The organism is Rhizobium moroccans (genome assembly GCF_057559155.1).
Map to the genome: position 1 here is coordinate 113,728 of NZ_JBHFJG010000002.1, position 17,983 is coordinate 131,710.

General features: G+C 58.8%; 12 protein-coding genes, 3 pseudogenes and 1 other annotated feature. Of the genes and pseudogenes, 7 read left to right on the forward strand and 8 right to left on the reverse strand.

Annotation, left to right across the window (positions count from 1 at the left end; translation table 11 throughout):
* Positions 1 to 26: 26 nt before the first annotated feature.
* From ACE04I_RS02265 to ACE04I_RS02285, 5 genes and pseudogenes are all read right to left on the reverse strand, one after another.
* The gene (locus ACE04I_RS02265; protein ID WP_487206489.1) at positions 27 to 350 is read right to left on the reverse strand and encodes a DUF736 domain-containing protein; all 324 of its coding nucleotides are present in this window, start codon (positions 348 to 350) and stop codon (positions 27 to 29) included.
* 596 nt (positions 351 to 946) lie between these two features.
* Positions 947 to 1,066: pseudogene (locus tag ACE04I_RS02270) on the reverse strand (type II toxin-antitoxin system prevent-host-death family antitoxin); the annotation flags it as partial.
* 53 nt (positions 1,067 to 1,119) lie between these two features.
* Positions 1,120 to 2,061 carry a DUF2493 domain-containing protein gene (locus ACE04I_RS02275; RefSeq protein ID WP_487206490.1) on the reverse strand — a complete coding sequence of 314 codons (942 nt, stop codon included), beginning with the start codon at positions 2,059 to 2,061 and terminating at the stop codon, positions 1,120 to 1,122.
* Between the two features lie 382 nt (positions 2,062 to 2,443).
* Positions 2,444 to 2,924 (reverse strand): annotated as a pseudogene (locus ACE04I_RS02280) (DUF7146 domain-containing protein); the annotation flags it as partial.
* Between the two features lie 62 nt (positions 2,925 to 2,986).
* Positions 2,987 to 3,871 (reverse strand): glycosyltransferase family 8 protein, encoded by an 885-nt coding sequence (locus ACE04I_RS02285; protein ID WP_487206491.1) that lies wholly within the window; start codon positions 3,869 to 3,871, stop codon positions 2,987 to 2,989.
* Positions 3,872 to 4,258: 387 nt separating this feature from the next.
* Positions 4,259 to 4,309, reverse strand: a sequence feature (sul1 is cis-regulatory element that is thought to sense ions involved in sulfur or methionine metabolism; They are found in Alphaproteobacteria).
* 402 nt (positions 4,310 to 4,711) lie between these two features.
* Between ACE04I_RS02285 and ACE04I_RS02290 the strand changes: the two are divergent.
* Positions 4,712 to 5,894 (forward strand): annotated as a pseudogene (locus tag ACE04I_RS02290) (DUF1173 domain-containing protein).
* A 197-nt stretch (positions 5,895 to 6,091) separates the two neighbouring features.
* On the opposite strand, the gene ACE04I_RS02295 reads toward ACE04I_RS02290, so the two are convergent.
* Positions 6,092 to 6,514, reverse strand: coding sequence for an antirestriction protein (locus ACE04I_RS02295; RefSeq protein WP_487206492.1), 423 nt, complete (start codon positions 6,512 to 6,514; stop codon positions 6,092 to 6,094).
* Between the two features lie 861 nt (positions 6,515 to 7,375).
* On the opposite strand from ACE04I_RS02295, the gene ACE04I_RS02300 reads away from it, so the two are divergent.
* The 4 genes from ACE04I_RS02300 to ACE04I_RS02315 are packed head-to-tail and all read left to right on the forward strand — an operon-like array spanning position 7,376 to position 12,679.
* Entirely contained in the window at positions 7,376 to 8,974 is a 1,599-nt protein-coding gene (locus tag ACE04I_RS02300; RefSeq protein ID WP_487206493.1) for a peptide ABC transporter substrate-binding protein, read from the forward strand.
* Between the two features lie 55 nt (positions 8,975 to 9,029).
* The gene (oppB, locus tag ACE04I_RS02305) at positions 9,030 to 9,953 is read left to right on the forward strand and encodes an oligopeptide ABC transporter permease OppB (RefSeq protein WP_046793143.1); all 924 of its coding nucleotides are present in this window, start codon (positions 9,030 to 9,032) and stop codon (positions 9,951 to 9,953) included.
* Positions 9,946 to 11,079, forward strand: coding sequence for an ABC transporter permease (locus ACE04I_RS02310; RefSeq protein ID WP_046793142.1), 1,134 nt, complete (start codon positions 9,946 to 9,948; stop codon positions 11,077 to 11,079). Before oppB ends, ACE04I_RS02310 begins: the two co-directional genes overlap by 8 nt.
* A 1-nt stretch (position 11,080) precedes the next feature.
* Entirely contained in the window at positions 11,081 to 12,679 is a 1,599-nt protein-coding gene (locus ACE04I_RS02315; protein WP_046793141.1) for an ABC transporter ATP-binding protein, read from the forward strand.
* A 47-nt stretch (positions 12,680 to 12,726) separates the two neighbouring features.
* On the opposite strand, the gene ACE04I_RS02320 is transcribed toward ACE04I_RS02315, so the two are convergent.
* Positions 12,727 to 13,131, reverse strand: coding sequence for a winged helix-turn-helix transcriptional regulator (locus ACE04I_RS02320; RefSeq protein ID WP_487206494.1), 405 nt, complete (start codon positions 13,129 to 13,131; stop codon positions 12,727 to 12,729).
* 98 nt (positions 13,132 to 13,229) lie between these two features.
* On the opposite strand from ACE04I_RS02320, the gene ACE04I_RS02325 reads away from it, so the two are divergent.
* Positions 13,230 to 14,126, forward strand: a complete 897-nt coding sequence (locus tag ACE04I_RS02325; RefSeq protein ID WP_487206495.1) for an NmrA/HSCARG family protein — start codon at positions 13,230 to 13,232, stop codon at positions 14,124 to 14,126.
* Positions 14,127 to 14,173: 47 nt separating this feature from the next.
* Here ACE04I_RS02325 and ACE04I_RS02330 read toward each other — a convergent pair whose 3' ends face one another.
* Complete coding sequence (locus ACE04I_RS02330; protein ID WP_156176931.1) at positions 14,174 to 15,352, reverse strand: MFS transporter; 1,179 nt, start codon at positions 15,350 to 15,352, stop codon at positions 14,174 to 14,176.
* A gap of 1,240 nt (positions 15,353 to 16,592) precedes the next feature.
* Between ACE04I_RS02330 and ACE04I_RS02335 the strand changes: the two genes are divergently transcribed.
* On the forward strand, positions 16,593 to 17,069 hold the full coding sequence (locus tag ACE04I_RS02335) for a hypothetical protein (protein ID WP_487206496.1): 477 nt from the start codon (positions 16,593 to 16,595) through the stop codon (positions 17,067 to 17,069).
* Positions 17,070 to 17,983 lie beyond the last annotated feature (914 nt).

Sequence of the window (17,983 nt, forward strand, 5' to 3'; positions counted from 1 at the left end):
ATTGCTCGGGGCCGCTCGCTTGCTGTTCAGTTCGGGTCGTTCCAGAGAATGACTTTCTTGCTTTCGTCTCCGCCGGGGGCTGTGGCGACGTTGCCGAAGATGACGCCGATTTCGGGGGCCTCGAGCTTCACGGAGAGGTATTCCGTGCCGCTGCGTGGCGAGATCCGGTACCAGCCCGCGCCGATTTCAAAGCCGGTGCGCTTGTTGACGATGCGGTAGTCCGGAGCGTCGTCGCGGGACTTGTTGGTGTTCGGCAGGACGGCGATCGGGGCGTTCACCCTGAGCGTTGCGAAGACGCCTTCCATCGAGCCGTCGGCCTTGGTGGTGAGGGTTGCGATTTGGGATGCCATTGTACTTCTCCTTCGGTTGTATCGGGTCCATTCCCGATGGCGGCGATGGAGAGGGCCGTCCTGCTGCGGTCAGGCCGGCACAACTTCTGGAAAATTCTTTTGCCGAAACTCGGGGACGAAAGTCCCCGCAGGCAAAGCTAAAAAAAGAATTTTCCAGAAATTTTGTCGGCTGTACCCCAAAGGGGTTGACCGCAGTAAGCAGGCGGTCCTCCACAAGTCGACATAACAAGGGAATGGGCCGGATGCGACCGATGGCGACGCACATCACGCTGCTCGACGCAGCCCTTACCGCCACATGCAGTGCTCATAGGCGCGCCATTGCGTTGCTCTGCGTCCCCGCCCAATGCCGATCTTCAGCGGCACCGGCATGCCCGACGAAGGCATCCCGCCCACCTCATTCTTCGGCAAGCGTCCCGCCGCGAAGCCTGCTGCGGCTCTTTTATGATCCGCTGCGCGGCGAGCGGATACGCGCTTCCGGCTATGGCGGGTCCCGCGGACGCATCATTTTCGGCAACGTCGTTACCGGTCGCTCGGGGGCGCTGACAACAGCTTCATCCTGCGGAGTACCCGGAATGGTGCGGGTCAAACCGGGGAGCGTAGCTCATCAGCACGAAACGGAGTTTGCGGTGCTTGGTGAGAACGATGGGTTCGCGGGCGGCGGCGTCCGTGACGTCGCCCGCCTGCTTATTGAGATCGCCTGTAGTAAACTGCCGCATGTCAGACTCCTTTTGTTGATTCCATCATATCCAGATTTGCAAGAAAACGGCGCTCACGCGCCGCCTTCCCTGATTTCCCAGACGTTGATGCCGAAGCGGCGGGCCTTGTCGCGCAAGTTCTCGGTAATGCCGGAACCAGGGAAGATGATGACGCCCGCCGGCATGACCGATAGCATCTCGTCGTTGCGCCAGAAGGGTGCCGCCTTGGCGTGCTTCGTCCAGTTCGGCTTGAAAGCGATCTGCGGCACCTTGCGGGCTTCGGCCCAGCAGGCGGCGATACGCTCGGCTCCCTTCGACGAGCCGCCATGCAACAGCACCATATCGGAATACTTTGCGAGGGCCTGATCGAGTTTCGCCCAGATCCGTTCATGATCGTTGTAGTCAATGCCGCCGCCGAAGGCGATCTTGGTGCCGACCGGGATCAGCACCTCGGTCTCGGCGCGGCGGCGAGCGGAAAGAAAGTCGCGGCTGTCGATCATCGCCGCGGTCATGTTGGCGTGGTTGACCTTCGAGCCGGTCCGCGGCTGCCAAGCGGATCCGGTCTGGGCTTCGAAGAGATCGGCGGCATGGTCGCGCATGAACTCGAAGGAATTGCGGCGCTCGAGGAGCGTGATGCCCTCGGCGATCAGGCGCTCAAGCTCGACGCTTTTCACCTCCGAGCCGTCCTGCTCGCTCTGTCCGGCGCGCTGGGCATCCTCATTGCGGTGGAGCTCGCGCTGAATGCGCTCGCCGGCGCGGTGGAAGAGATTGACCATCGACCAGAGCAGATCTTCAAGATCAGGTTCCAGCCGCGTGTCGCCGAGCATCTCGAACATGGCGTCGAAGATGACGGTCAGCGCCGACTGGACCACCGGCTCCTCGGGCAGCGGCCGCGGGTCGGGCTCGTCCTGGAGGCGGCGATGACCGTAGAGCTGCATTTCGTAGATGAAGCGGTCGGTCGGGGAAGACGCGTGGTGGGGCTCGCAAGCGTCGTCGATAGGAAGGGTCAGGTTCATGATGTTCTCCGTCGGTTTTGACCGCGCCTCTCGCGGCCTGACGGCGATCCCTTCCATGCGGCGGGCGAGCCGGAACCGCGGCGCCTCACGCCGCGGCCCAGCGGAGCGCCGGGCGGCGGAAGAAGGGTTTCTTGGCCCGCGAGGAGCGCCGGCTTCACCATCGGCCCGAAAAGTGGGAACCGGTTTTCGGAACAGCCGATGCGTCAATGAGGTGGCGGCGCGGGGAAGAAACCCGACCGACCCGCTGAAGGCCCGACAGCCGTATGGTAGGGGTCGCCACTCGGCAGGCCCGCGGGCGCGCCCACCCGAACGGCGACCAGGACGGACCGGCCTTCGCTGCCACGCTGCGCCCTCTCCCACCGTCCCGTCCAGCCGCATGAGGTGGCAGGAATGCCTGGGTGTCTTCCGGCGCGATCCAGGCTCTCAGATTCATAGTGAGCCGGTCGAGTCTGAGCCGGCGCAGGTCCTCGTTAAAGTCGCCGAGTTCGGGGTGAGCACGAGCGGCAGAAATCCCAAGCGCTTGCGCGCGGCGGCTCAATCCCTCGATGCCATGCCGCCGGCCGCATCGGCGTCGCTGTAGGGTCGCTGGCAACTATCGGACAGCCGAAATGCGGCAACGTGACTGATCGTCAGCGCTGAGACTATCGGCATGCCGGTATCACATGCGCGAGCGACAAGATGCTTTCAGCCGTTCGCTTCCAGCCATGACCGGCACGAGGCCTTGGAGGAGAAAACAGAAGCGCGCAGCCTACCCGAGCAACCCGCCAAGCGCGCGGCGGGGATCGTTCACCTCCGCCTTTCCATCGCCCCAGATCGAGCCATATGCGATGCGCACCGGTCATCACACCGGAGGGATCGGTCACACCTCGCTGCTGGAAGTCGGGGCATCGGAGCTACCTCCCTCGGCTTGGAGGGATACCTCTCTTCAAGGCCACGTTCTGATAAATGAGCTAAGTTTTCCGACCGCCTGATCGATTGCCGCCCCCGCCTTTAACAATCTCGTCCTAATTCTACGCTCGAGCTTTCCCGGCAATCGCGCGCTGGCCCAAGGCGTTCCTGCACGATAATGATCGTAAACTTCTCGATACTCTTTCGGATACTCGCAATGGGTCGGCTTCGCCTTGCCCCAGAAGTGTTGCACCGGAAGATATGCTGCTTCTTCAACGCTCACTTTCCTGGGGTTTTGGTTCCATTTCACGTCCAGTTCGAGCCAGTTTCCCCGCAGTACATGATTAAGAACTGCTTGGTCGTGATCTTTGGCTGGGTCTTCCCAGTCAAGAGCGAAGGCCATACATTTTGACGTGAGTTCTTGGCGGCGCCACTCGCCGAGATCGATCAGCAGCACACCGGAATTGAAGTAGGGCTCATCAATTGGGTGGCCGAGCGCGGTGTTCAATTGTGCAAGTCGTTCAGGAGATGCCGCATTGCGAACAAGCGCAGCAGGACGCCCCTTTAGATCAAGAGTAAAAAGCTCATCAAGGGGAGCATTCACGACGATATCGCAATCTAGATACAACACGCGCCCCTCAATGTTGGGCAGGAGATCAGGAATCATGATCCGGGCATAGGCGCTTGCAGTCAAATGACGTGCGGTCCTCAAATCAGACAGTAGTTCTGCTTTTTCTTCATCCAGCTCCACTATACGCAGAATGCTCCGCCCGCGCTGACAAGCATGAAGCCTCCGCTTGTCGTACCCGGTTAGTCCGTTGCTGAGCACAATCATTTCTACGGGCTGACCATGTGGTTGTCTCGAAATGGACGCTATCAGAACCCCGGTCATTTCCACATAATTTCTGTCAGTCGCGGTCATGATCCTGATCACGCCATTGCTGCGAGCCTCAGAGACCGTGCGGATCCGCGATGGGGAGCATGGAAATTCCGACCTATCCATGCCTCGACCCGATGTTAGGCGCTCGATCCTTTTCGGGACCTGACTTCAGATTGATGCTGCCCAGCAGCCTACTAATCTCGATGTACCGAGAGACTGCGTCGAGCAGGACTAGTGGCGGCGGGATGCTTGCAGAAGCGGTGAGCGATTGAGGAGAACGCCGCGGAACGTCATCGACGCTCTGACCATCAATATGGCGGATCGAAAAGCGCTTGCAGTGCAAGTTCGGGATCACGCCATCACTGTCATTGGGAGGTCCAATCGGAATATTCGCTGCGGAGTATCTGTGAAGACCAGCAAGGAAGCAGCTGGTTACCGAGGGATGGCGCTCGGAGGAGCCACCCGCTGTGCGGGTCCGGTTGCGGCGGCAATATTGCCCCAAAGGCGTAGCTGAGCAAGTAAAAAATTGAAAGCTGTTGAGGGCCATCCGTCCACCCACGGAATGAAAGCGGCTCGGGAGGTTGACAGATCGTCGACGAAAGCCAGCTCATTGAGCCTACCAAAATGTCGACTGCCGACTGGAGTGTTGCCTAAGTTCCCGGCGCGGGCGAGGCGCCGATTCTGATCAGCCGCGCCGAAAAGGGAACGCGGAACCGCAGCCAAGCTGCGTTCCCCGCCGCGCGCTGACGGCGGTCCCCGCGACCGGCGCGATCAGAGCCCCAAGAGTGCAAATCGCGATATTACAGTATTTTACTATCTGTTTTTTGATAGTAAAATGGGCGTTGCGCGTGTACCTTCGGCCGGAGCAAGAGGAGAGCCAAGGTGCGAAACTTCATGATCGGCGATCAGACAGTGGACGAATCCTCGCCCGAGTTTCGGCTACTGCTTCCGCACGCCTATGAGCAAAGGCTCCGCCCGATGTGCATGTGCAAGGAGCCCCCGGTTGCGATGTATATAGCGCGCCTGGAGGATCAGTATCTCATCAAGCGCATGCCACTTTCTGGGCGCGATCACGATCCTGCGTGCCTCTCCTATGAGCCTCCCTACGAGCTTTCCGGCCTCGGTCCGCTGATCGGCAATGCGATCCAGATCGATGCCAGCGGCAAGGCAGACCTGAAACTGGATTTTTCCCTGACAAAACGCGGGCCACGAACGACGCCGGACGCATCGGCTGAAAAAGAGGAGCCGGGCATCCGCGGCGAGGTCAGGAAACTGTCGCTCAGGGCGATGCTGCATTATCTCTGGGAGGCCGGCGAACTGACGGAATGGCGCTCGAGGTGGGCGGGCCGGCGCGGCTGGGGCCGGGTGCGCACGAGCCTCGGCCTCGCAAATGACCGCAAGGGGCGGTTCGCTGAGCGATGTGCTCTTCGTTCCCGAGGTGTTTCATCCAGACGACAAGGACGGGATTGCTGTCCGGCGTGCCACCGCGCTCAAGAGTATACAGGCGACTGGTTCGGGCCCGCGAAAACTCATGATGATCGTGGCCGAGGTGAAGGAGTTTTCCGCCGCCCGCGAGGGTCACAAGATTGTCGTACGGCACCTGCCCTTCCCGCTGATGATCGAAGATGGCGCATGGGGGCGTCTCGCAGCACGCTATGAGACCGAACTGGAACTCTGGCGCTTAAGCGAGGCGCTCCATCTGATCATCATCGCGACCTTCGGCGTCTCGACCGCCGGCATCGCGTCTGCCGAAGAGGTTGCCCTGATGGTGGTTAATGAGCATTGGCTGCCATTCGAGGACATCCACGAGCTGCGGCTGCTGGAGAAGCTCAGCCATTTCAAGCGAAAGAGCGTCAAGGGCCTGCGTTTCAACCTAGCCCGCGATGTGCCAATCGTGTCGGTGACATTGCCGGAACAGAAACCCGGCCCCGTCGCGATGTTCATCGTACCGGCAAGCGCCGGAGATGATTACGAGCAGGCGCTCACCGATATGATCGACATGAGACCGGAGATTGCGCCTTGGGTCTGGAGGGTGGCCGAGAGCGATATCCCGCCACTTCCGTGATACCGGACGAGACCGGCCGCGGGCTGGAAATCATGGTAATCATGCTGAAAGCGCCTGAAACGAAGAAGCCCGGCTGACCGCTTTCGCGACGACCGGGCTGGTGCAGTGGAGGATGGCTTGCCACCGGGGCGTCTGTCCGACGTGGCAAGCAGGCGGGATGCTGAGGCGCGCCACCCGAAAGTGGCGCTTATTGGCTCTCAATCGATCGCCTGGAAGATCTCGGCAGCTTCCGGATGGTCGGCCGAATAGGCGTAGAGACGGCCGTAGCCTTCAGAGAGATGTTCGGACTGATCATGGAAGGAGAGGTGGGAGAAGGCGAACAGCGTGGCGATGATGCCTGCGGCCTCGGCGGACACCTCCCCTTGAAATCCGGTGATCCAGCCGGTGATCCCAAACCGCGATCTGGATTTCGGAGCCAGGAATAGCGGCTTGCCCTCGTGTTCGTAGAAATCCCAGAAGCCGCCGCCATAGTCGAGCGGGCTCAGCCGACCCATGAAGCTGTAGACCGCGTTTTCGGCGACGATCAGGAGCGAGCGACCGAACAAAGTGGGCAGGAATTCCTGGCGACGCCCTTGGGGGACAGTGGTGGCCCTTTGGCGCGCAATCATGAATGTCGGCATCGATTTTATCTCCGGAGAGGTGACAGGGTTCAGGCCGGACAACCCTCTCTCCATCGTCCGGCTTCACCCCCCTCCGGTCCTCTCTCCTCTCCCTGCCGACCACAGCCGTCTCTTCCCGACAAGACGTGCTTGGCTCCAACGTTCAGAAATCAGAAAGGCCGACACAATGGCCGAGCCTCCGGTGGAGGCTGGTCTGAAGGGACTATTCTGCCGCTTCGAGATGCGCGCAGTCGTCCTCCGCGCGATCGATCATGCCTCTTCGGCATCCGTGCCGTCCGCCAGGAAGGCCGGAGGTTCGACGTCAGCGCACCAGCCACAGGGCTGGCCTCGGTCGCGTCTCGTCAACCGGAGCCGCAGCACCTCAGGGAGCCATCCGCTTCCTTCCAGCAGCCGGGCGGCCTCGCGCCGGGCCGTGGTTGAATGGCCCGACGGAAGGACAGATCACCATGGTCACTCCGCTATCGGAGTTTTTCCTGATCTTTGTCTGCCGAGTTATCCACAGAGCGTATTCATCTAGAGATTGAATTCTCTTGATCCGCAATTTCGTTGTGGAGGTGCGGGGAGGTACATCATTATCAGACAGTTCGAATGTTTCTTTCAGTAGCGGCGATGAAAAGGTCTCTTTACAGTTGCACATATTACGTAAGGTGCCGTTTGGACGTTCGAATCTTTCGTCTCGGCCCGCGTTGGGCGGACGGCTCTTGCCGAAGCTGCTTGCAGATGAGCCACAACCATGCCGCGATATGGCAAGCCCAAGGAGAAACCCCTCAGCAAGAAGGGTGCAAACTGAGTTGCATTCGAGGCTTTTCTCACATTCACTTCACGGCTTGATGAAACACAAACTGGGAAGGAGCATAAAAAATGTCATCACGAATCTTGAACCTCCGAACGGCGGCCCTGATTGGAAGCGTGCTTCTTGGCACCACGTCAGCCTTTGCAGAGGCAGTTCTCCACCGCGGAAACGCCGGCGAACCGCAGACACTCGATCAGGCACATACGTCCATCAACATCGAAGAATTTATCCTGAAAGACCTTTACGAAGGCCTGACGATCTATGACGCAACCGGCAAGATCGTACCGGGAGCCGCTGAATCCTGGACCGTGTCTGAAGACGGGACAACCTATACCTTCAAGCTGCGGGAAAACGCGAACTGGTCGGACGGTTCACCCGTCACGGCGGAGGATTTCGTGTTCTCCTTCCAGCGAATAGAAGATCCGAAAACGGCTGCGGGTTACGCGAATATCCTCTATCCGATCAAAAACGCGGAAAAGATCAACAAGGGTGAACTCGCTACGAGCGAGCTTGCAGTGAGGGCCGTCGACGCCAAGACCCTCGAAATCACCTTGGAACGGCCGACCCCGTTCTTCCTGGAGCTCCTTGCGCATCAGACGGCCCTTCCCGTCTCCAAGGCGAGCGTCGAAAAGAATGGTGCAGACTTCGTCAAACCCGGTGTCATGGTTTCCAATGGGGCGTTCAAGCTCGTAAGTCATGTGCCGAACGACAGCTTGGTGGTTGAGAAAAACCCCAATCACTGGGACGCCGCCAACGTCAAGCTCGACAAGGTGATCTTCTACCCGATCGATGACCAAGCCGCTTCCGTGCGCCGGTTCGAGGCCAAGGAGATGGACCTGGTCTACAATTTCTCCGCCGACCAGATCGACCGTCTCCGCAGCTCTTACGGCGATCAGGTGCATATATCGCCGACCTTGGCGACATACTACTACGCCTTCGACAGCCGTCAGGAACCGTACAGCGACGTCCGCGTCCGCCGTGCCCTCTCCATGGCCGTCGACCGGGACTTCCTCGCCAAGGAGATCTATAGTGGCTCGCAGATTCCGGCCTATTCGATGGTCCCTCCTGGCATGGAGACCTATGGGGAACCGTCCAAGGCCGATTTCGCGGAAATGTCCCAGCTCGACCGTGAGGACAAGGCGATCGAGCTCATGAAAGAGGCAGGATATGGCGAAGGCGGCAAGCCGCTCAATATCGAGATCCGCTACAACACGAACCCGAACCACGAGCGCGTGGCCACCGCGGTTGCGGACATGTGGAAGAACACCTTTGGTGCCAGCGTCTCGCTGGTAAACCTCGATGTATCGTCTCACTACGCCTATCTGCAGGAAGACGGGAAGTTCAACGTCGCTCGCGCTGGCTGGGTGGCAGACTACGCCGACGCGGAAAACTTCCTCGCGCTCAGCCTCAGCACCAACGAGACGTTCAACTACGGCCAGTACAAAAATCCCGAATTCGACGACCTGATGAAAAGGTCTTACGAGGAGCGGGATCAGGCGGAGCGGTCGAAGCTTCTCCACGAGGCCGAAGCGCTCGTGATGCGCGACCAGCCGGTCGCACCGCTTCTCACGCAGGCTGATCTGTGGCTGGTTTCCGACCGGATCAAGGGCTGGCAAGACAATGCAGTAAACGAGCATCTCAGCCGCTTCCTCAGCGTTTCCGAATAATCAGACGGAGCAAATGGCGCGCCGCTCCGGCGCGCCATTTGGCAGGAGAACCGGTATGCTGTCCTTTGTTCTGCGCCGCTTGGCGAGCGCCGTGCCGACACTGTTCATCGTCGTCACGATTTCCTTTTTTCTGATGCGTTTCGCCCCTGGCGGTCCTTTCAATCTCGAGCGTCCATTGCCTCCCGCTACGATGGAAAACCTGATGCGGACCTATCAGCTCGACCAGCCGCTCTGGCGCCAATACGTCACCTATATCTCCAATGCCGTGAAAGGCGATTTCGGCCCCAGTTACATATACAAGGACAACACCGTCGCCGAACTGATCGGCAAGGGTCTTCCCTATTCGGTCGAACTCGGCTTTTACGCGCTGCTCCTGGCACTGATCGGCGGCGTCCTGACGGGCACGGTAGCTGCCCTTCGGCAAAACAGCCTGCTTGATTTCTCCATCATGTCGCTGGCGACAGTGGGAACCACGATCCCGAACTTCGTGGTTGGCCCCGTCTTGACCCTGGTGTTCGCCATCGGGCTATCGCTTCTGCCGGCAGGCGGTTGGGGCGATGGGTCGCTCTCGTTCCTGATTCTTCCCATGATCGCGCTGGCGCTACCGCAATTGGCTGTCTTTGCACGTTTGACACGTGGCTCGATGATCGAGGCTCTTCATGGCGACCACATCCGCACGGCACGTGCCTACGGGCTACCCTCCCGGGTGGTGGTGATTACGCATGCGATGCGGGGGGCTCTTCTCCCAGTCATATCGTACCTGGCCCCTTGTGCCGCAGCGCTGATGACGGGCTCGGCGGTCGTGGAGACAATTTTCACCATTCCCGGCGTGGGGAGGTACTTCGTGCTCGGTGCGCTCAATCGGGACTATACGCTTGTGATGGGCACCGTGGTCCTCATCGCGATTTTCGTCATCGTCTTCAATCTGCTGGTCGATCTTCTCTACGGCCTTCTCGATCCGAGGGTCCGCCATGACTGAAGCCATCACGCCACTCCAATCCGAGACGTCAGGCACGCCAAGCCGCAGCCTCTTCCAGCTCGCCATGATCCGTTTTCGGCGAAACAAGGCGGCGATGGCCGGATGTTTCATGATGCTGTTTATCGCGGCATTCTCCTTCCTGGGTCCCTTGTTCGTCCCGCACAACTATGACCAGGTGTTTACGTCCTATGTAGCGGTCCCTCCGAGCCTCGAAGCGAGGCCCGACGAGGCGTCGCTTCAGAACGCAATGGAAGGCGTTGCGACCCGAGCGCGTGTGAAACTCGACAGTTTCGACGTCGAGGGACAGACATTCACGGCGACCGTCAGCGCCGATGATCCGATCGACCCGCGAACGACCCGTTATTTCGATCGGGCGAACGAATTCCGTGACACGCAGGTGGTCAGCTCGGAAAACGACGGACGTGTTCTAAAACTCACCGGACAAGTAAACAGGGAATATTTCCTGTTTGGCACCGATCCCAATGGCCGCGACCTTGTTGCGCGGGTGATGCTGGGGGGACAGATTTCGATAGCGGTTGGCTTGCTGGCAAGTCTCGTCTCTCTCGGCATCGGAGTGATCTATGGCGCCACTTCAGGATATCTCGGCGGCCGCGTCGACAATGTCATGATGCGGCTGGTGGAGATCCTATATTCGCTCCCATTCGTATTCCTGGTCGTGGTGCTCGTCGTCTTCTTCGGCCGCAGCTTCATCCTGATCTTCCTTGTGATCGGCGCGGTCGAATGGCTCGACATGGCACGCATCGTCCGTGGCCAGACACTCGCATTAAAGCGCCGCGAGTTCGTCGGAGCCGCACAGGCGCTCGGGTTGAATGACTGGCAGATTATCCGTCGTCATATCATTCCCAATACGATCGGTCCGGTTATCGTCTTCGTGACGGTGGTGGTGCCGAAAGTCATTCTGCTTGAGAGTTTTCTGTCGTTCCTCGGCCTCGGCGTACAGGCTCCACTGACCAGTTGGGGAGCGCTTATCTCGGAAGGCGCGAATAACATCCAGTCCGCGCCTTGGCTCCTCATTTTCCCCTCAATCTTCTTCGTCGCAACGCTCTTTTCGCTGAACTTCATCGGCGACGGCCTGCGTGACGCTCTCGATCCCAAGGACCGGTAACATGGAAGATGCCAAGTCAACCATTCTTGACGTCAAGAGCTTAAAAGTGAGCTTCACGACGCCAGACGGAACCGTGAATGCCGTAAAGGGCATCGATCTTGAGGTTCGCGCCGGAGAAACGCTTGCGGTCGTTGGCGAGTCCGGGTCCGGCAAGAGCCAGACGATGATGGCCATTATGGGCCTCTTGGCAAAGAACGGGACGGTGACGGGATCGGCGAAATACCGCGGCAAGGAGCTTATCGGACTTCCGCTCAAGGAGCTGAACCAGGTCCGCGGCTCGAAGATCACGATGATCTTCCAGGAACCAATGACATCACTCGATCCGCTTTATACCATCGGACGGCAAATCGCGGAGCCGATCGTCCACCACCGCGGGGGCAGTTACAAGGAAGCCCGCAAACGAGTACTGGAACTCCTTGAACTGGTGGGAATCCCCGAGCCTGCTCGGCGGATCGACAGCTACCCGCATGAGCTTTCGGGCGGTCAGCGCCAGCGCGTCATGATCGCCATGGCGCTCGCAAACGAGCCGGACATATTGATCGCCGACGAGCCGACTACTGCACTGGATGTCACCATCCAGGCGCAGATACTTTCGCTGCTTCGCCAACTCCAGCAGCGTTTCGGCATGGCGATCGTACTGATCACTCACGATCTTGGTATTGTCAGGCACTTCGCCACGCGGGTTGCGGTCATGCGCCGGGGTGAACTGGTCGAAAAGGGACAGACTGCGGACATCTTCGAACGTCCCTCGTCGGATTATACGAAAATGTTGCTCGATGCTGAACCGCATGGCCATAAACCGCCTCCTCAAGATAGCGCACCAATCATTCTCGAAGGACGCAAAGTCTGCGTCGACTTCGAGATCGGCGGCTTGTTCTCGAAAGGACGGAAGCATTTCCGCGCGGTCGACAATGTGAACGTGAGATTGCGAGAAGGTCAGACGATCGGCATTGTCGGAGAATCCGGATCGGGGAAGTCGACGCTCGGTCGCGCACTCCTGCGCTTGATCCATAGTGGCGGCCATTATCGCTTCGGCACTGTCGACATCTCACGATATGACAGAAAACAGATGCGGCCACTACGCAGGCAAATGCAGCTCGTTTTTCAGGACCCCTATGGCTCTCTGTCGCCACGTCAGACAGTCGGTGAGATCATCACCGAAGGTCTTTTGGTACACGACCCGGGTTTGACAAAGGCTGAGCGCGATCTGCGAGCAATAGCTGCCCTGGAAGAGGTTGGCCTCGATCCTCGTACGCGCAACCGCTATCCTCATGAGTTCTCGGGTGGCCAACGGCAGCGCATCGCCATCGCACGTGCGATGATCCTCAAACCACAAGTGGTCATCCTCGACGAGCCGACCTCTGCACTCGACCGTTCTGTACAAGGTCAGGTGATCGACCTTCTGCGGCAACTGCAGGAAAACCATGGGCTCTCCTACATCTTCATCAGCCATGATCTGTCAGTGGTGAAGGCTCTTTCCGACTACGTGATCGTTATGAAGAGCGGCAAGATCGTTGAAGAGGGCGCGACCGAGGCGGTATTCGAAAGTCCGGGCGCACCCTATACCAAGGCACTCATCGGAGCCGCATTCACCGTGTGATTGGCAGGTGCCAAACATCGTCATGGAAAGAGCGGTTACAGCGCGAATTACTGCTTGGCTTCGTCGAAGATACGACGATGTTCCTCAACGGCAGGCAAGTTGTGCCGGACCCAGTAATTAAGCCCTTCGAGGGCGCGCAGCATGCCGGCTCCCATTTCTGTCAATTCATATTCAACCCGTGGGGGCACTTCGGGGAAATAATGACGTATGACCAAACCGTCGCGCTCCAGATTGCGTAGTGTCAGCGTCAGCATTCGCTGCGTAACCCCATCGATTTCCTTTTTGAGCGCCGAAAAACGGAGCCGGCGCTCATTTGCGAGGGAGAGGCGCCACACAACATGAACAGTCCATTTATCGCCTAGCCGTGTGCAAATCCCGTTTGATGGAATTGGTCTAAATTGCGGGTTGTCCGCCTGTCCCTGCTGTGAGCCGACCTGGATGGAATTGTCCATGCGTATCATCCTTGTGCCTGATGCTGCAAAATGTGCCGCCTTCCGCCGACTTTCCATTGGTATATATGGTTACCCCTGGTTCAACACGAGGGTTTTCAATGTCCGATGATAAACATCCAATCCTGGTTTTCGGCGCCACCGGGCGACAGGGCGGATCGGTCGCTAAAGCCTTGCTGAAAGCACAATGGCCAGTTCGCGCATTTGTATTGGATCCCACGAAACCAGCGTCGATTGCCTTACGGCACGCAGGCGTCGAACTGGTGCGCGGATCGTTCGAGGACACCGATGCGATCCGCGCAGCGATGAAAGATACTTACGGCGTTTTCAGCGTGCTGCCGGGTAATCTGACGGCAGAGGAAGAAGAACGCTATGGGACTTCGATCGCGGACCTAGCCGTCGAAAGCGGCGTCGCTCATCTCATCTATTCCTCGGGTGCCAGCGTCGGGGATGAGCTGACAGGTGTGGCGCGTTTCGACGCCAAACCTCGCATTGAGGCATACATCCGCCAATTGCCTGTCACAGCAACCATCGTCAGACCGATGATCTTCATGGAAATGCTCGTGCGACCCGGGTTCAGATTGGACGAAGGGCGGTTGTTCTCTCTTATCAGACCAGATCATTCGATCCAGCTCACTGCCGTGGAGGATATCGGGAAGTTCGTTGCGTCAATCTTCGCCGACGCGGCCCGGTTCGGCGGAGTAACTTTAAAGATCGCGAGCGACAGGGTTACGGGCCATGAACTGGGAGCCATTTTCAGCGAAGTCGCCGGCCGCCCAATCGCTTATGCCCGTTTTCCAGATGAGGTTCTCGCAGCCAATGCGGACTTGGCGCACATGGCCAAGAGCCTGGAAGATGGCCCACTGGCAGAACGTGTAGATCTGAATGCGATGCGCGAAATCAATCCAGAACTCCTCTCTTTCCACGCCTGGCTTGCGGGAACCGGACGCAAAGCACTTGACGAAGCCCTGGATATGGCCGCCCGTGGCGCCTCGTAGCTGGTCAAGGTGCGGTTCATGAACTGGTTCGAAAGCTGGGTTGCCTCTCAGGGCCCACCGTTGCTTTTCGGAATGAGCGTCAGACATATGAGCGCAAACAGCGCAGTCAGGCAGCTTGTCAAAGCGAGCGGCCACCACCCCATAACGAGGAAGGGAGCTGCGCCAGCCGTACCTGCAGCGGTGACCCCAAGGATCGCCGCCACAACCAATGCGGCACCGCGAGAATGATCGCCCTTCGAGGCAATGATCGCCTGGTGGAAACCGATCGGACCGCGGATTCCAAATGCGCCGTTCGTCACAACCCACAGGGGCACGAGTACGATGAGGCTTTCTCCGCCACTTCCAACGTAGGCAAGGATCAGCAGGAATCCCAGGAGCAGGCCGGCTGTGCCGATGACAATCATGCGCTCGATGCCGAATGTCCGGGCAAGCATGTTTGATAGGTTCGATGCCAGGATGAAATTGGCAATGCCGCAACTCTGGAGAAGAATGAAATCTCGGATACCTCCACCCAAATTCCCTGTCATCACCGCCGGTGCGCCAAAGACAAAGATAAGGATTCCCGCCAAGGAAAAGGCCTGACTTAAAGCGTGCCGAAGGAAATCAACCTTTCGCACGATCGAAAAATAGCTCTGGTGGACTTCAAGAGCGTCCTGCCGATCCGGAAGTGAATGGCCGTAGGTCTTGCTGGCAATCGCGCAGACGACCGCACAACCACCAAGGACGAGGAAAGAAGTCTCCCATCCACCCACTTGGAGTAGAAATGCCCCAGCTAAAGGGGCAAGTGCGGGTGTCAGGGACTCGATCGACCCAAGTCTTCCGAACATTCCAGCGGCTTTGTCACCAGTATAGAGGCCTTGGATGAAACCGGGCGCGAATACCGCCGGGCCAGAGCCGAATGCGCCTTGCACGAAGCGCAAAGCGACAAGCCCCTCCAGATTCGGTGCGAATGCCGACAGAATAGAAGTGATCGCGAATAGGCTTAGCGACCAGACCAGAAGCTTACGGGGAGAATACCTCGCTCCGAGTTCTCCAAAGGTCAGCAATCCCGCAAGCGTGCCTGCTGCATAAGCTGCGAGCACCATCTGGGCCAAAGCCGGCGTACCACCTAGTTCGCGCGGCATCGTCGGGACAGCAGGCAGGACCAGATCAGTTCCGGCGATACCGAGAATGGTGCCGAACGAAATCAGCAGAAACAGGAAACCGGGTGATGCGCTACGAGTCATAACCGCACATACCACCCAGGGACGCCCGCACCCATCGTGCTAGGGTTATCACGTTGAACAATTTTGTTGATGTTTTGCGACAGTCTGCAAGCCGGCGGGCGTAGAAGTCATTACGCCTCACCATCTGATAGATGCCGTAGAGGGTCAAGGCGACGCTTCCCTACGGTGATCGCAATCCGTGTCCAATCGCCGCTCGAAAGCACCTGCTGCTGCCGCTGCTCACATCGACAATCTCGGGAATGATAGGACCGATCGTTGTGCCGACGCCGAACCATCGGTCACGGGCGTTGATGCGTCGTGTCATGATGTTTTTCTCCGATGTTGAAGGGAACCGTTTCAGGACGAACGGTGTTCTATGTGCCGCTGCGAACGACCATCTCCCTCGATTGCAATTCGCAGCAGAGAGGCCTGGTGGAAGAGCAGCCATCAGGCCTTTTTCATATCTAGCTAGATCAAATGTCTGGTGTGCTGGGCCGCACCACGGCCCTACTTCCTGAACGCTGTGGCCATCCCCTACGCCGCGGCGGAGAGGTCCGCCCGTTCCCACCAGCCTCGCGCGGGCCTCTCACTCCAAAATGTCATCATCCAAAGGCGGTAGGAACTCGCGGTCGCGCATTTCCGTTTGCACCCGTCGCGGCAGATAGCCCAAATACGTCCGCGATCGTAGGGCCGGCAGAAGGTTGGGAGAAGCCGGCCCTATGCTTATTGCCGAATTGCGATCTCCATATCATGCGCAACAATCCGCCGTCGCGATGCCGATCCACATCTGCGGCAGAGAGGCTCGGGTGGATTGCAGGCCGGAACGAGCCTCTCCTTTTATTCCTAACGTGCGGCGGGAACCTCATGCCAGTTTCGTCGTTTTTGTGGGCCGCGGCGTCTGTCCCCAACACCCCTCCGCGGCCATAGGGCCGGCGCGTGGCATGTCGTCGGCCCTATGCTTCCAGTTGCAATCTGAATCGGCTGTGCAATATTGCTGCTGCCGCGATGCTGATCAATCGTCTGCGGCAGAGAGGCCCGGAAGGACGTCACTGCACGACTGGGCCTCTCGACGGCCCTGCCCAGCCGCCGGGAACAGAACTTGTGTCGAGACGTTCGGGCAAGTCGCGGCTGCATGCCAATCGACCTCCACCGCGACCGTAGGGCCGGCAGGGGCCCATACTTGCCGGTCCTATGCATAACCTTCCGACGATAACGACCGTCGAGACCGCTTGAAGCCGTTCCCCAGCGTGTTGATGACGATATGGCCGGTCAACAAAGAGGAGGAAACTTCAAGAGCAACACGCCCAATGCCGGCGGTAAGCGCTATGCCGTTTCCGATCCCGATGAGGCTTCGAGACCTATGCCGCCCGCAATGTTCGGATCGGCGCTCTTATCGATCGCGACGGCGCGCGCGCCGGAAGATGTCGGCGGCTTGCCGGGTTTTGAAGAACCTCCTCAACGCAATGACAAAGCCACGACAGGCCCAGCATGCGAAGTTGTGAACTGGTATGGCTTCGAGCCTGAAGTCATTAGCGTTGCCACGATCAAAGAGCGGATATCAAAGCTGGCGCGCCGGCGAACCCTCGGAAAAGCGGCCTTCGCTAAAAAGCCAGAACAAGCGTCGCTGACCGCGAACCCACCCGTCCGCGGCCTGCGCCGGACGCTTACGCTACCGTTGGCGACACCAGAATTTGGTCGCCGTGACAATCCCACACCCGTTGTCAACAGCGCTGCGTGAGCCTCTCTCCCGAAAGGTCATCATCCAAATTTGGTAGGAACTCGCATTTGCTTATTCCGTTAGCAGCCGTCGCGGCAGATAGCTCGAACACGTCCGCGACCGCAGGGCCGGCGCGAGGCTGGGGGCGCCGGCCCTATGTCTATTGTCGAGTTGCGATTCGAGCCTCTATTTTCATTCCTGACGTGCGGCAGGAACCTCACGCCGGTTGCGGCGTTTTTAGGAGCCGCGCTGTCATTTCCCAACCCGCACCGCGCGGCCATAGGACCGGCGTAACGAGATGTCGCCGGTCCTATGCTCTGGGATCATATCCGTGGAGAACAGAATTTGTGCCGAGATGTTCGGACAAGGTCGTGGTCTCTTTCTCCTGATGAATACGCGACCATACGACCGGCAGGGGCCCGATTTGCCGGTCGTACCTGAGAAGTACCTTCTCTATGCAGACGTGGCCAAGCTCGACAAGCCGATAAAGCCCGCTGACTTCAACTGCTCCGCTCACCCATATCCTCTAAACTCGGCAGGCGTGACCAGTGCCTGATCGAGAGTGTCCAACGTTCAGTGCTCATTATGCGCTCAGAAAATCGCTTGCTGTGTAACCAGAAAGTTGCCGCCGAGGTCAAACGTGAATGACTATCCAGGTTACGACCAGCCCTGCACACATGATGAGCACTGGTGCCCCGTAGTCCACCCAGGTTCGCTGCCATAAGTCCTTCATAGCCTTACCGCCCCATGAGTTACATCTTATGAAACGCCCCCTAACGCGAAGGGGGCAATTTTGTTCCATCTCATAAGCTTGTGCAGAAAATTTAGGGCTTCGGGGCGGGAGTTTTGATGCGATTTCCAGGCGGACACGCCCGGAAAAACACGAAGGCGCTCGACCCGTTGCCGGGGAGCGCCCTCTTCTAGAGCACGACTGC

What these genes read in the sequence shown, in the direction of transcription:
- ACE04I_RS02265 (WP_487206489.1), bottom strand. Translation starts at nt 350, where the DNA reads ATGGCATCCCAAATCGCAACCCTCACCACCAAGGCCGACGGCTCGATG.
- ACE04I_RS02275 (WP_487206490.1), bottom strand. Translation starts at nt 2,061, where the DNA reads ATGAACCTGACCCTTCCTATCGACGACGCTTGCGAGCCCCACCACGCG.
- ACE04I_RS02285 (WP_487206491.1), bottom strand. Translation starts at nt 3,871, where the DNA reads ATGACCGCGACTGACAGAAATTATGTGGAAATGACCGGGGTTCTGATA.
- ACE04I_RS02295 (WP_487206492.1), bottom strand. Translation starts at nt 6,514, where the DNA reads ATGCCGACATTCATGATTGCGCGCCAAAGGGCCACCACTGTCCCCCAA.
- ACE04I_RS02300 (WP_487206493.1), top strand. Translation starts at nt 7,376, where the DNA reads ATGTCATCACGAATCTTGAACCTCCGAACGGCGGCCCTGATTGGAAGC.
- oppB (WP_046793143.1), top strand. Translation starts at nt 9,030, where the DNA reads ATGCTGTCCTTTGTTCTGCGCCGCTTGGCGAGCGCCGTGCCGACACTG.
- ACE04I_RS02310 (WP_046793142.1), top strand. Translation starts at nt 9,946, where the DNA reads ATGACTGAAGCCATCACGCCACTCCAATCCGAGACGTCAGGCACGCCA.
- ACE04I_RS02315 (WP_046793141.1), top strand. Translation starts at nt 11,081, where the DNA reads ATGGAAGATGCCAAGTCAACCATTCTTGACGTCAAGAGCTTAAAAGTG.
- ACE04I_RS02320 (WP_487206494.1), bottom strand. Translation starts at nt 13,131, where the DNA reads ATGGACAATTCCATCCAGGTCGGCTCACAGCAGGGACAGGCGGACAAC.
- ACE04I_RS02325 (WP_487206495.1), top strand. Translation starts at nt 13,230, where the DNA reads ATGTCCGATGATAAACATCCAATCCTGGTTTTCGGCGCCACCGGGCGA.
- ACE04I_RS02330 (WP_156176931.1), bottom strand. Translation starts at nt 15,352, where the DNA reads ATGACTCGTAGCGCATCACCCGGTTTCCTGTTTCTGCTGATTTCGTTC.
- ACE04I_RS02335 (WP_487206496.1), top strand. Translation starts at nt 16,593, where the DNA reads ATGGCCGGTCAACAAAGAGGAGGAAACTTCAAGAGCAACACGCCCAAT.